20 protein-coding genes are annotated in these 12510 nt (G+C 41.2%); 14 read left to right on the forward strand and 6 right to left on the reverse strand.

The window, feature by feature from the left end:
- Positions 1–98 precede the first annotated feature (98 nt).
- The 3 genes from LEP1GSC058_RS17800 (at position 99) to LEP1GSC058_RS17810 (ending at position 1803) form a co-directional block, all read left to right on the forward strand.
- On the forward strand, positions 99–500 hold the full coding sequence (locus tag LEP1GSC058_RS17800) for a DoxX family protein (RefSeq protein ID WP_039948792.1): 402 nt from the start codon (positions 99–101) through the stop codon (positions 498–500).
- Positions 497–1072 carry a DUF4256 domain-containing protein gene (locus LEP1GSC058_RS17805; RefSeq protein WP_016551304.1) on the forward strand — a complete coding sequence of 192 codons (576 nt, stop codon included), beginning with the start codon at positions 497–499 and terminating at the stop codon, positions 1070–1072. Before LEP1GSC058_RS17800 ends, LEP1GSC058_RS17805 begins: the two co-directional genes overlap by 4 nt.
- A gap of 137 nt (positions 1073–1209) precedes the next feature.
- Positions 1210–1803: a YdeI/OmpD-associated family protein gene (locus LEP1GSC058_RS17810; protein ID WP_016551174.1), complete on the forward strand. Its 594-nt coding sequence runs from the start codon at positions 1210–1212 to the stop codon at positions 1801–1803.
- A gap of 160 nt (positions 1804–1963) precedes the next feature.
- Here LEP1GSC058_RS17810 and LEP1GSC058_RS17815 read toward each other — a convergent pair whose 3' ends face one another.
- A complete protein-coding gene (locus tag LEP1GSC058_RS17815) occupies positions 1964–2365 on the reverse strand; it encodes a hypothetical protein (RefSeq protein ID WP_039948793.1) in 402 nt (133 codons plus the stop codon).
- Between the two features lie 275 nt (positions 2366–2640).
- On the opposite strand from LEP1GSC058_RS17815, the gene LEP1GSC058_RS19825 reads away from it, so the two are divergent.
- The 3 genes from LEP1GSC058_RS19825 (at position 2641) to LEP1GSC058_RS17830 (ending at position 4596) form a co-directional block, all read left to right on the forward strand.
- Positions 2641–3261: a DUF998 domain-containing protein gene (locus LEP1GSC058_RS19825; RefSeq protein ID WP_016551238.1), complete on the forward strand. Its 621-nt coding sequence runs from the start codon at positions 2641–2643 to the stop codon at positions 3259–3261.
- A gap of 68 nt (positions 3262–3329) precedes the next feature.
- Positions 3330–3968 carry a thiopurine S-methyltransferase gene (gene tmpT / locus LEP1GSC058_RS17825; protein ID WP_016551336.1) on the forward strand — a complete coding sequence of 213 codons (639 nt, stop codon included), beginning with the start codon at positions 3330–3332 and terminating at the stop codon, positions 3966–3968.
- Between the two features lie 178 nt (positions 3969–4146).
- Positions 4147–4596, forward strand: a complete 450-nt coding sequence (locus LEP1GSC058_RS17830) for a hypothetical protein (protein ID WP_232224741.1) — start codon at positions 4147–4149, stop codon at positions 4594–4596.
- A 261-nt stretch (positions 4597–4857) separates the two neighbouring features.
- On the opposite strand, the gene LEP1GSC058_RS17835 is transcribed toward LEP1GSC058_RS17830, so the two are convergent.
- From LEP1GSC058_RS17835 to LEP1GSC058_RS17845, 3 genes are read right to left on the reverse strand one after another with little or no spacing between them, the layout of a single operon-like run.
- Positions 4858–5328, reverse strand: a complete 471-nt coding sequence (locus LEP1GSC058_RS17835; protein ID WP_016551218.1) for an SRPBCC family protein — start codon at positions 5326–5328, stop codon at positions 4858–4860.
- A gap of 55 nt (positions 5329–5383) precedes the next feature.
- A complete protein-coding gene (locus LEP1GSC058_RS17840) occupies positions 5384–5857 on the reverse strand; it encodes an SRPBCC family protein (protein ID WP_039948795.1) in 474 nt (157 codons plus the stop codon).
- Positions 5820–6200, reverse strand: a complete 381-nt coding sequence (locus LEP1GSC058_RS17845; protein WP_016551204.1) for an ArsR/SmtB family transcription factor — start codon at positions 6198–6200, stop codon at positions 5820–5822. Before LEP1GSC058_RS17845 ends, LEP1GSC058_RS17840 begins: the two co-directional genes overlap by 38 nt.
- Positions 6201–6414: 214 nt before the next feature.
- Between LEP1GSC058_RS17845 and LEP1GSC058_RS17850 the strand changes: the two genes are divergently transcribed.
- Positions 6415–6804 (forward strand): hypothetical protein, encoded by a 390-nt coding sequence (locus LEP1GSC058_RS17850; RefSeq protein WP_016551158.1) that lies wholly within the window; start codon positions 6415–6417, stop codon positions 6802–6804.
- A 147-nt stretch (positions 6805–6951) separates the two neighbouring features.
- Here LEP1GSC058_RS17850 and LEP1GSC058_RS17855 read toward each other — a convergent pair whose 3' ends face one another.
- A complete protein-coding gene (locus tag LEP1GSC058_RS17855; protein WP_016551384.1) occupies positions 6952–7326 on the reverse strand; it encodes a VOC family protein in 375 nt (124 codons plus the stop codon).
- A 312-nt stretch (positions 7327–7638) separates the two neighbouring features.
- Here LEP1GSC058_RS17855 and LEP1GSC058_RS17860 point away from each other — a divergent pair, with 312 nt between their 5' ends.
- A complete protein-coding gene (locus tag LEP1GSC058_RS17860) occupies positions 7639–8055 on the forward strand; it encodes a hypothetical protein (RefSeq protein ID WP_016551075.1) in 417 nt (138 codons plus the stop codon).
- Positions 8056–8083: 28 nt separating this feature from the next.
- Here LEP1GSC058_RS17860 and LEP1GSC058_RS17865 read toward each other — a convergent pair whose 3' ends face one another.
- Positions 8084–8881 carry a CPBP family intramembrane glutamic endopeptidase gene (locus LEP1GSC058_RS17865; RefSeq protein WP_016551148.1) on the reverse strand — a complete coding sequence of 266 codons (798 nt, stop codon included), beginning with the start codon at positions 8879–8881 and terminating at the stop codon, positions 8084–8086.
- 222 nt (positions 8882–9103) lie between these two features.
- On the opposite strand from LEP1GSC058_RS17865, the gene LEP1GSC058_RS17870 reads away from it, so the two are divergent.
- The 6 genes from LEP1GSC058_RS17870 (at position 9104) to LEP1GSC058_RS17895 (ending at position 12501) form a co-directional block, all read left to right on the forward strand.
- Complete coding sequence (locus LEP1GSC058_RS17870; protein WP_039948846.1) at positions 9104–9565, forward strand: GNAT family N-acetyltransferase; 462 nt, start codon at positions 9104–9106, stop codon at positions 9563–9565.
- A 257-nt stretch (positions 9566–9822) separates the two neighbouring features.
- Positions 9823–10209: a nuclear transport factor 2-like protein gene (locus tag LEP1GSC058_RS17875; protein ID WP_016551298.1), complete on the forward strand. Its 387-nt coding sequence runs from the start codon at positions 9823–9825 to the stop codon at positions 10207–10209.
- A gap of 176 nt (positions 10210–10385) precedes the next feature.
- Entirely contained in the window at positions 10386–10568 is a 183-nt protein-coding gene (locus tag LEP1GSC058_RS17880; RefSeq protein WP_016551082.1) for a hypothetical protein, read from the forward strand.
- Positions 10569–11029: 461 nt separating this feature from the next.
- Positions 11030–11434 carry a DoxX family protein gene (locus LEP1GSC058_RS17885; protein ID WP_016551065.1) on the forward strand — a complete coding sequence of 135 codons (405 nt, stop codon included), beginning with the start codon at positions 11030–11032 and terminating at the stop codon, positions 11432–11434.
- 24 nt (positions 11435–11458) lie between these two features.
- The gene (locus tag LEP1GSC058_RS17890) at positions 11459–11923 is read left to right on the forward strand and encodes a hypothetical protein (RefSeq protein WP_016551170.1); all 465 of its coding nucleotides are present in this window, start codon (positions 11459–11461) and stop codon (positions 11921–11923) included.
- Positions 11924–12144: 221 nt separating this feature from the next.
- Complete coding sequence (locus tag LEP1GSC058_RS17895; protein ID WP_010568577.1) at positions 12145–12501, forward strand: ArsR/SmtB family transcription factor; 357 nt, start codon at positions 12145–12147, stop codon at positions 12499–12501.
- Positions 12502–12510: the final 9 nt, after the last annotated feature.

Here is a 12510-nt window from a genome sequence, read left to right on the forward strand (position 1 = left end):
GAAGATCTTCCAACAATAGTTAGTATCATTTATGAACGTTATCCATTGGATTGCAAAACCGATTGCAAGACATAGTAAACAAATTAATATAGCGCATTATGACAACGAGAAATAGAATTATCTATTGGATTTCTACTATCTGGCTTGCATTGGGGATGGTATCGACTGGAGCAGTTCAGTTAATCAAAGTTAAGGCGGAGGTAGATAAGATTACGGACTTAGGCTATCCGATCTATTTTTTAACGATACTAGGTGTTTGGAAAATTTTGGGGGTTATCGCCGTACTGATTCCCAAATTTCCCGTTCTAAAGGAATGGGCTTACGCAGGTTTTTTCTTTGCCATGTCCGGAGCCGCGTTTTCACATATCGCATCGGGTCATTCCGTGAGTGAAATATTTCCCTCGTTGCTACTTCTAATTCTAACGCTGGTATCCTGGTATTTCAGACCCGAGGATAGAAAGGTCATTTCGTTTAATCAACATAAGAATAGGAAGTTATGAAGAGCGCTGATAGCAATAAAAAGAAATTCTCGGCGGAAAAACAGCAGGAGCTACTCAGAACGTTGAAGGACCGTTTTGAAAAAAACATGAAACGGCATAAAGGATTGGAATGGCCTAAAATTGAGGTGAAGCTGAAAGGTAGCGCCGAAAAAATATTGTCACTGAACGAAATGGAAATAACCGGCGGCGAACCTGATGTTGTCAGTTATGATAAAAAGACGGGCGAATATGTTTTTTATGATTGTTCTGCAGAAAGTCCTAAGGGCCGCAGAAGCGTTTGTTACGATCGGGAAGCGCTGGATTCAAGGAAAGAACATAAGCCGAAAAATAATGCAATCGATATGGCTGCGACAATGGGCATCGAACTTTTATCGGAAGAACAATATCGGGAACTGCAGAAACTAGGAGATTTCGATACGAAAACATCGAGTTGGGTGAAAACGCCTCCCGGTATTAGAGAACTCGGCGGCGCTCTCTTTTGTGATCGCCGCTACGACAATGTCTTCGTTTATCATAACGGTGCGGAATCTTATTATGCCGTCCGAGGATTTCGCGGCTCGCTAAGGATCTAGATTTGAATTCGAGAACGGATCACTTGAAAGAAGAAAGAATTGTCACTGATTTAGATTCGAAACTCATCGGCATTATTAAAAGGCAGTTTCTAATAATGGAAACACGACAGCTAACGAGAATCGTTAAGTAATACGTTATGAAAAAGAATACGATGAATCCTAAGGTTGATTTCTATTTTAGCAAAGCCGAAAAGTGGCAAAAAGAATTGGCTAAATTAAGAACAATCGTTCTCGGATGTCAGTTAACGGAAGAGTTGAAGTGGGGTGTTCCTTGCTACACCTTTCAGGAAAGTAATATAGTTTTAATACACGTGTTTAAAGAATATTGTGCACTTCTGTTTTTCAAAGGCGTGTTGTTACAGGATGCTAACGGAATTTTAGTCCAACAAACGAAGAATGTGCAGGCAGCTCGACAGATTCGGTTCACCGATGTACGGGAGATCGTTAAGTTGAAGCCGATCTTGGAGGCTTATATTTACGAAGCTATCGAAGTGGAAAAAGCCGGTTTGAAAGTGAATTTAAAAAAGACTAAAGAATTCGACGTTCCTGAAGAATTTCTACGCAAATTAGATGAGGTTCCCGATCTGAAAACCGCATTTGATGCATTAACGCCGGGAAGGCAAAGAGCGTACATTCTACATTTTTCCGCACCCAAGCAATCTAAAACTCGGGCGTCTCGCGTTGACAAATGTATGAAGCAGATTCTCAATGGAAAGGGATTGAACGATTAGTACCTGCGATGATAAAGACTGTGGAGCAGTATCGCTTACTGTTTGTTAGATGGATTAACCAAAAATCGATGCCCAATAGTTTTATGAACGTCCGGAGAGCAAAATACTGTTTGCCCTCCGGATCGGTAATCTATCGTCGTTTTGCGAATTTGCAAAACACTTATTTATTACAGAATTGTGGTGGGTTGTTTTGCGGATTTCTAACTCTCGAATAACAATTAGTGCTGCCTTGTGAAGTTACGCCTAAAAGATTCCATTGAGTAACAGGATATTCTGCAGTGGAAGCGGGGCCTTTTTGCCAATCGATTCGATATATTCCTTTATTTTTTGTTCTGATTAATATTCCTTTGGTAACAGATTGTTGCGAGCATGAGATCACGTTATTATTCTTTATAATTATCCAAGCAGTTGGAGAAGGGCTAGGATCCTGTTCGCAACCGGAGGTTAACACCCAGTTTCCGTTCAAAAGAGTTTGATTTTCCTCTGCTTGCGTCTTTTTGTCTTCGCCATTAATGGCGGAGGCCAAAACAGTCATCAATATAAATAGCGCGATTCTTATCATGGGGTCGTCTTTCCTTTATAGAAATAAAATGTTTCTAAAATTTACTAAATATGCGAATAAATAGTATATTAAAATATAGTCAAATTATTTTTATTCTTTTAAATTCGTTTTGCTCCCTCGTGAAAAGCATTTCTTCCTAATATAATAAAACTCTACTTCCTCCAGGCGGGCCAGCCTCATCTTAGTTCGCGCTTGACTATATTTCTTGTATGATGGAATGTCGATTATCCATGTCCGTTATACGTTATTTTACGACGATAGATAACTAAGCGTTTATGAACTCGATTTCGCTTCAGATGGGCAAGGTAGGACCTGCACTATTTGTCATCGTGTTCACCGTTAGTGGATGGGTCCGCCCGGATTATTCAACCGTTCGTATGCCTGTGAGTGCGCTCTCGCTTGGCCCGCTTGGTTGGATACAAATCTTGAATTTTGTGATTGTTGGAATTAGTTTCGTAGTTTTCTCTTTCGCTCTTCTTCCTGTCGCAAAGGGGCGTAGCTGGTCTCGAATTCTGCCGGTACTTCTATTTCTCATCGGATGCTCTCTCGCTTTCTCCGGCCTATTTACCATGGACGCACCTGACATCCCCCGAACTTCTTGGACATTCCACGGGTGGATGCATCAGATTCTTGGCGCAACGGTTTTTCTACTCTTTCCTACCTGCTGTTTCGTCTCCTCATGGACGGTACGACATTCCCGCTTTCGCCGGTGGAGTTTTGTCGTAGGATGTTTCATCGTTGTTTCCATTTTTGCCATGAAGGTCGCGCAATTGCAAGGACCCGAGGCTTTTCTTTTCTCTCATTTTGGAATTCTTCAACGTGTAGCTATCGTGTCCTACATGTTTTGGGTGATCACTCTTGCCTTTATGACTGAAAGAGCTTCAAAGAATCTCTGATCTTTCATTCGCGAATCTTATTTTGCGAATGACAAGGAATTCGTGAATAAATTACTCTATTAGTTATTATGGATGCAAGTTTTTGGCATCAAAAGTGGGGAAAAAACGATATCGCTTTCCACGGAAGCGAGACTAACCCGCTGTTGGTCAAATATTTCAAAATGCTATCTTTAGCGAAAGGCAGTAGAGTCTTTTTACCCTTATGCGGCAAAACTCTCGACATTTCTTGGCTGCTTTCAAACGGCTATCGGGTCGCCGGAGCCGAATTGAGCAAAATAGCCATTGAGCAATTATTTCAGGAACTTGGCGTCGAGCCGAAAATATCGAGCGTGGGGGAACTTGATCGCTATAGCGCAAATAATATCGATATCTTTGTCGGAGATATATTTAATTTATCTAATAAACTTCTCGGATCAGTCGATGCAATTTACGATAGGGCGGCATTAGTAGCCTTGCCCGAGGAAATGCGCAATCGATACACAACTCACTTAGTCGAGATTACGGATAAAGCGCAGCAATTATTAATTTGCTACGAATACGATCAAAGCTTATCGAATGGTCCTCCGTTCTCGATCAGTAACGAGGAAGTTAACAGGCACTATAAAAAGTATTATCACTTAAATTTCATCGGAAGTGAAAACGTAATCGGTGGATTGAAGGGACAATGTCCGGCAAAAGAGAATGTCTGGCTGCTACAGCATAACTAGTCCGCGCCGATTCAAGAACTGCGTTTATAGTAAAAGACATTGAAATACTCTTCGGAACAGTGCTTACCGTAACCTACTTCTTTGATTCGTTATGTTCAAAATATTATCTAATTCGAAAGCGTATTCTTGGCAAGTATCCGAGTCGGAGAAAATTCGATCTTTTGCCTGCGATGCATATATGAGTGAACCCGATGACGTTTTATTTCGGGGAATAGATATAAATGCCTCACCCGAACGCGTCTTCCCGTGGCTTTGCCAATTGAGAGTAGCTCCTTATAGTTATGATTGGATTGATAACAAAGGAAAACGCAGTCCAAGAACTTTGGATCCTGAATTGCAAAAATTGAGTATAGGGCAGAAGTTCATAATATTTAAGTTGGCAAGCTTCAAAAAGAACGAACACATAACGTTGATTACTTATACCCGCAAAGTCGAAAATTTCTTTGGTAAAATCGCTATGACTTATTTGGTGCAAGAAATTTCTACGGGTTCTTCCAGATTATTGGTAAAGATGTTAGTGAAGCGTTCAGGCCGCAAACTGCTCGCGGCCTTGCTTCCTTGGGGTGATTGGGTTATGATGCGCAAACAGCTTCTTACTCTAAAAGAGTTGTCGGAAACATTCGTCTAAACACCCTTTATATCGCTTAGCTATGCGAATGTCGACGGTCGATGAAAGAGATTATGCACTTTAGCTATCAACATAAGTCGATTCGGCTGCATAGATTCATTTATTAATTCTTACTAATGTATTGACCAGGCGGATCGCCCTGTAGCATATTTGCTATAAATTGATTGAAAAGGACAAAACCAAGCGCGGATATTTTACTGGTGCTCGTAATACTTGCCTGAAAGCGCACGGCTCCTCCGTCGAAACCGTGCATTGAAAAGGTCAATTCAAATCATCAATCTTAATATCATCGGGTGCGGGTCTGCCGCTACCGATTTCAACGAGACTTTTCAAGCTGAGCAGGAAGGTCGCCCATTTCATGCTGCAGTGTGCGGTGAAGTCGCTTTCATTCTTCCAATCCTGATGTCGAAAGTGAACGAGAGTCATGGCAGCTCCGTCCGGTGCGGTACCTGCGATCAATTTAAAATCTATATGGGAACCGATCCAGTCTTCGGGTCCCGAGGTGCATTCCCAGAGGACACGTTGAGGAGCGAGTTCTTGGACTTTCATCTCCATATTGGCTTTATGCCCGAAGTCGAAACGAATCGATTCGCCGACAGCGGAAGCCCCGCCCGAAAACATTCCATCGACCTGCTTTGTCCACCAGCCTGCAAGGCCCGTTTTTGTCGTCAGCGCCTGGATGACATCCGAGGCCCCGGCGCGAATTCCTATCTTGTGATATATCCCGTTCATATTCTTCTCCTTTCTTATTCGTGGATTTTTTCGGCCTTGCCGATAAAAACGTTATTTACTCTTCCTGCCCTTGCCATTTTTCCAGGCCGGATAGAATATTCGTCCAACCATGCTGATGCATTTTAATTTCAACGTCGTTTGCCAAACGTTCGTGAATCAATGTGACTAACGTCTGCGGTTTTCCGATCTTGCCTGTCCGATTCTTATCCGCAACCGTAGGCAATGCCGTAAAAGTAATCGTGACCAAGGTATCTCGTTCACCGGTGGCATGAGATCGCCATGTGAAGACAAGCTTTGTTGGCTCTTCGATGACAAGGTATTCGCCCACATGCGGTAGTACTTTTCCATCGAGAAGCATATCGATATGAAAGCGGCCGCCTGGACGCGGATCGATGCTCACAGATCCAAGGCCGATGGGATCTCCCGATAGGAACCACCGCGAAAATTCTTCGGCTTTCAGCCACGCTTGAAATAGTCGCGTCGGTTCTGCGTTAATTTTTTTTTCTATTTTTAGGACCTGTTCGGTCATTGTTTTGCTCCTCCATAAAGGTTTCGAGTTTGTCGAGTTTATTAGTCCAAAATTCCTGATGATAGGTGAGCCAGGCAGAAGCCTCGGAAAGAGAATGATTTTGCAGTTCGAGCCGGAAACTGCGCCCGTCCTCCGGAGCGCGTACCTTTCGCACAAGACCGGCTGCGGTTAGAACATCTATATGTTTGGCAACCCCCGCAAAGGACATAGAAAAGGGCTGCGCTAATTCTGAGATGGTGAGCGAGCCTTTCCGCAAACGTGCCAACATTTGTCGTCTCGAGTGATCGGCAAGCGCCGCAAATACTCGATCCAATTTTTGCTCCTTTTTGTATAATTCAACCATTTGGTTGAATATATGCCGAACTTTTCATTCGTCAAGTATTAAACCATTTTGTTGAATAAATTTGAAGACGATTTCCCTATTTAATGTATGATGAGGATCGCATATTATACGAGATGGAGGCATAATTATAACGCTATACGCGCCAATTTAGTCTGTTGCGATTTCCTAAATCTTTTGTAGACTTCAATTATTCTGCCGGGTATATATTTCACCCGTGGAATTAAATGAAAAACTGCTGTATCACCAGATTCATCCGTTGAAATTATGCGTTGATTTTAGTACGGGTCTTTATACGACTTATTTGGCCTGGCATCATAATCTTTCTTGGTTTCTAATTCTATTTCTTATTCCGTCTATTTTGATCACTATTTTGCTGATTAAATTTGCGGACCTCGAAAGCCTTAAAAACTCTGCATTCGGAAAATACGTTAAAAAATATATGAGTAAAACGACCCAGGGAATTCGTCTTGCGGGGCAGATATTAATGTGGACTGCTGCTTGGTTTCATTTAACGGTATTGATAGGAACCGGATTCGTCGTTATAATTGGGGGCTGGCTTTTCGGTCTATTCATAGAACGAAAGAATAAAAGAAAGCTCCGATAATTTCGGAATGGTATGGTTCGTTTTTGAAATTCCAATAATATTTTCCAAATTTTATTGGAAAATTAAAACCGGAACGGTCCTTTATAACAATTTCGTCTTTATTAGACCGTTCGTATTAAGCGTTAATTTTCCTTTCTTTCGTTCCAATCATTCTTCAATAATTGCAAAATAATTTCCCTCCGAATCTGCAAAATTAAAGACTTTCTTCCCGTTCGGAAAATTCACTTTATCACCGACCGTAATTCCTCTTTCTTTTAATTTTAGATATAACCCTTCGATATCGCTTGACGTTAAAAGAATTGATGGTGTGCCAAGATTCATATCAGGATTAGCGGCAGCGACGACTGCTTTGTTCTGCAGAACTAGTTTCGTTGAATTTTGACGGCTATCGGATAAAATAATGGCAAAGGATTTTCCGTAGTCTTCTCTTCCCTCAACATTAAATCCGAAGTTATTAACCCAAAAAGCTGCAATTGCATCCTGGTCGTTTACGTAGAGCATAATTTGATTTAATTTATTCATATTCTTTATTCCTTTTCAGAATTACCGTATTCGCCATATAATCGTTTTTAGACAAATTATAATTGTCTGCGTAGAAATATTTTTACATTCCTATGTTGCATATTCTTTGTCGTATCTTTCCATTTTTAATAGTTATATTGAAAACATAGCGACGGAAAAAATCGAGACAAAATATAAAAAGTTCCAGACCCTCGGCGACTCTGTTTTTCGGCATGTGAACCGTTTTTGTTAGATGATTTTTGATTTACTATATTCAAAGAAATTGTCGAATCATGAATTCCGCTCTTTAATTAAAAAATAGGACGGTTTAATATGAATTCGATCATTAGGAACATTTTATCCGTTGCGGCAGGTATCCTTTTGGGAAGCGCCGTCAACATGGGAATCATTACGATCAGCGCTTACATTATTCCTCCACCGGACGGCGCGGATATGACTACGATGGAAGGACTAAAGGCTTCTCTGCATCTATTTCAGCCTAAACATTTTATTTTACCGTTTTTAGCGCATGCTATGGGGACATTCATAGGCTCAGCTATAACAGCCGTAATCTCCGCGAGTCATAAGATTAATTTTGCGTTAGGCGTTGCGACTTTTTTCTTAGTCGGCGGGATTGCCAATGCATTCATGCTGCCTTCGCCTATTTGGTTTATCGCTTTGGATTTAGCCTGTGCATATATTCCTATGGGCTATCTTGCTGGGAAATTAGTTACAAGGAAAAGTAGATAGGAAATCAATTCGTGTTTTCTCATGCGATTTACGGTACCAATACGACGTGCAAGACTAAATCGCAAATGAAATGAGATAACATTGCGGATTCTAATCCTCGCGTGGCAAAGAGATAACCGAACGCGATTCCCGCCAAACCATTTAGCGCGGCGGCTCGAAGAATCACCAATGGTGTCAATGGTAGGATCATCGATGTAGCCGGCAAATGTCCCAGGCCAAAAATGATCGCAGTCAGGATATTAGCCGTCCAGAGAACGACCGCTGTCGGCTTGATCTCGGCGGTCTTGCTTAAAAAACGTCCACACCAAACCAAGAAGGACATCAAGAATAATCGCAATAAGATTTCTTCGTTGATGCTTCCGTAAAAGGAAGCGAATAAACCTTTCCAAGCCGCTGGCTTTGCTACCCCGGTATTAATAAGCGAAGAGGCCCTGTCTCCTAGTTCGATTTTGAGCGCAGGCTGAAACAGATAGGCATCAAGCATCGCGATTAGCAGGGAAGCGACCACGCCGAGAATACAGCTAATGGGCACGATCGAAAGAATTTTATTCCTGATAGATTCTCCTTTAAAATAAGCTTCCAGAATCGGTAGATCGAGACCGGTCCGATTTGCGAAATAAAGTCCTATCGCAATTATTATTCCGAATAACAAAACCTGGGTGATGATCTGGATTGTCGCCAATAGAGGGAGCGGCATTGAAAGTTGAGTTTGTTTCAGCGCACCTGATTGAAGCTCGAGAGAGTAGGGAATAATAGAGATCAAGCCAAAAGTCGCAGCTACGAGAAGAATGACAAAAATTTTCCTGTGGAAAGGTTTGACCATCATGATAGGTTCCTGATTCCGGATTTCTTTACATTTTTGAGAAATGCAAAACATTGGGGTAGTTTATTTTCTCTGAGCGCATGATTGATCCGCCAGGTGTGCAGATTGCCGCGTTCTGTCGAAATGCGAAATAAAGACGTTTGGCGAAGAGTCGTACGGCATATACGAATCCGGAAAATTCTTTACGGCGATTCGGTTTATTATTCCAACGATGTAGGAAACCCTATGGAAAGAATTAGAGTAGAAAAATTAACGGATCAGGATGTTGACAAATTCATCGAGCTTATCCGCGTTTTTGAAACCGTATTTGAAATGAAAAATTTCAAATTGCCCGACAAAAGTCATCTTCGGCATTTATTGAAGGACGAGAATTTCTTCGTTTTTGTGGCTCTGTTTGAGGAAAAAGTGATGGGTGGTTTGACGGCTTATACTTTAAATCAATACTATTCTCGATTGCCGTTAGTTTATATTTACGATCTCGCAATCTTGACGGAATTTCAACGACAAGGAATTGGAAAATTATTGATTTCAAAGACTACGGACTACTGCAAAGAAATCGGAATGGAAGAAGTTTTTGTTCAAGCGGATTTGGAAGATACTTACGCGGTCGATTTTTATCGATCGACGGGCGCTATTGCGGAAAATGTAATCCATTTTTATTATCCATTGAACAAGAATGTATCATAAAGATATAAATTGTCTTTCCTAATATATATGGCTTTAATTAAAGGACGGCGGATTGAATTGATCTATTCCTAAATTAAGATTTAAAGTTATAGTCGATTTTGATTGTTTAAAATTAACGAAAAAGGATAATCCGATTGCCAATTTCGTGCTCGCAAAGGAATTGATACCATATTCTTTGCCTGAGTAGTTTTATCGGTTCGGATTTTTCCGAAATCGGAAATATTCTTTAATTACGATCCGAAAAGGAGGCTACGGAAATGCCTACACTTGAAACTTTAGAACGTTTTATCGCACTGGTTGAACAAAATCGGCATGATCAAGCGATAGAAGAATTTTATACTGAAAATTCGTCAATGCAGGAAAACCAATCCAAACCGCGCGTCGGAAGGGATCTGCATGTCGCGAATGAGAGGATCGTCTTAGCAAGAGCCGAATCGATATCGTCAAAATGCGTTCGTCCTGTTTTTGTGAACGGGGATAAGGTTGTAATTCGCTGGATTTTTGATTTTGAGTGGAAAGACCAGACAATGACGCATATGGAGGAACTCGCTTATCAACGTTGGGAAGGCGAACGCATTGCAGAAGAGGTTTTCTTTTATGACCCGACGCAGCGCCAACCGAAAAAAAAGAAAACATCCGACTAATTCGGAACGTTAAGGATAATAGCATAAATGTTCGAACGAGGGCATATCCTGCTCTGTCACAAAATCGTTAACTCGACCGAAATAAGCCTAATTCTTTGATTTATTATTTCCATTTCCAAGAATTTAACTGTTTTCCAGAATTTGATCTTTGAAATTCTGTAAATAAGGATAATAAATTGGCAAAGAATAACTATCTGTTTGAAAAACGTCAGAAAGATATAGCAAAGAAGAAGAAACAGGATGAAAAACGCCAGAAAAAGCTGAATAAGGCTGCTAATCCCGGTGAAGAAAATGCTGAAAATACGGAAGAAAGCGCGGAAAATCCTGAAATTACCGATAAAAAAACGGACGATATCTGATTAATTAACTTTTTTTAAAAATATTTCATAACGGCGGGATCGAAAAACACTTTTCTTTCTCATGAAGTATTTTCATGAAACTTTAATATTTCCCGCTACTGCATTATATTGTGATGGTTCGCGTTTAGCCTCGCGGCCGATTTGGCAGCTCTAATTCGGTAAATATCACATATCTTTCTCTTTCTTTCAAACTTTTGATAATGATACCTTTCGATTTACAAAGGGCCGTTCATTTGCGAATTCCCCCCTTTAATATTTAAAGACCTCGATCTATACGCGGACGAGTTCGCTTATCCATTCAAAAGTACATAACCTTATCATAAATACTTTAATTCCTTTATGGTATATCGAAGCTGAGCAGGGCCGTCGAATCGACATTCATGACACTCACAAAAATTACTTGAATTTTTCATCAATAGACTGACGATGAGCCGGTTTTTAGAGTAGAGGAGCATCGTATTATGGAATCTCAAACTGTTTCGAAAGGGCATTTATGGACCGGTCGAGTACTAAGCGGTTTATCTATCGCCTTTCTTTTATTCGACGGTGTTATGAAATTTTTTCTTGAGAGTATGCCCAAGGAAGCGATGGAGGCCGCGGCCAAGCTCGATTATCCGATGAGTTTAATGCCCGGGATAGGAACAACTTTGTTAATCTGCACCTTGTTATATGCGATTCCCAGAACCGCAATTCTTGGTGCGATTCTCTTAACCGGCTACCTTGGCGGTGCAGTTGCCTCCCATGTTCGCGTCTTAAATCCCTGGATGAGTCATATATTGTTTCCCGTTTATCTCGGTATTCTAATATGGGGCGGGCTCTATCTTAGATTCCCGAAACTGCGGGATTTCATTCCCTTGCAAAAATGAATTCGATAAGGCCCATTGTAGAGAATGACCGTCAAACGAGTGAAAGTCGATAAACGCGAAGAGGGACTGATTTTGCAGGAATACCTCCATTTGCATAAAACTGTGGAAGCATTCGATTCTCGCGGGCTTACGATCAAGGCATGGAGCGTTACTCTAAGTATGGCCGGAATCGGAACGGCTATTTTGGATTCCACATATTCTATTCTGCTTCTTTCCGCCGGAAGCGCATTCCTATTTTGGATTATAGAAGGATTATGGAAATCGTTTCAGTATGCTTATTATCTTCGAATCCGAATGATAGAAGGATATTTTTCAGGAGAGAATAAGACTCTTACTCCTTTTCAAATTTCGACATCCTGGTCCACTTCTTGGAGAGCCGGCGGATGGAAACGACTTTTCTGGATTTTGACATGGCCACATATTTTTCTTCCTCATTTAGCTACAGTGTTAGCCGGACCTCTCCTTTATGCATATTTTGTTTTGCAGTGAACTCACTTTACATTGGCTTGTTAAATGAAATTACTTCGCATAACAAGCCGAATTTCCGACAAATACGGTTCTGACTATCGAGCATATTTGTCGTTTTTTGGAATCGGCAGGGACAGGCAGGCTCCCCTGCTTTAATTTAAGGCCAAATCAGGTTATTTTCTCCTTTTTTACTTGACGACCAGGGAAATGGCTTATATTTTACCTGAAGGTTAATTAACCATATGGTTCAATACGAAGCGACAGTTGATCATTTAAGCAGTACCTTTGCTGCGCTTGCCGATCCGACACGCCGGCAAATTCTCGCTACGCTTAAAAATGGCGAGGTTACGGTTAAAGAACTCGCTGAACCATTTTCTATGAGTCTTCCTGCGATTACCAAGCACCTCAAAGTGCTGGAAAGAGCCGGCTTGATTTCGAGAGGAAGGGAAGCTCAATGGCGCCCCGCTAGATTGGAAGTCGGCCGATTGAAAGAAGCCTCCGATTGGATCGATCGATATCGCCAATTATGGGAGGAAAGATTTGATCGGCTGGATGAATATCTGCGGGAACTCCAACGGAAGGATTTTAAAGATGAATAGATTCAAGGA

Source organism: Leptospira fainei serovar Hurstbridge str. BUT 6, assembly GCF_000306235.2.
GTDB lineage: Bacteria > Spirochaetota > Leptospiria > Leptospirales > Leptospiraceae > Leptospira_B > Leptospira_B fainei.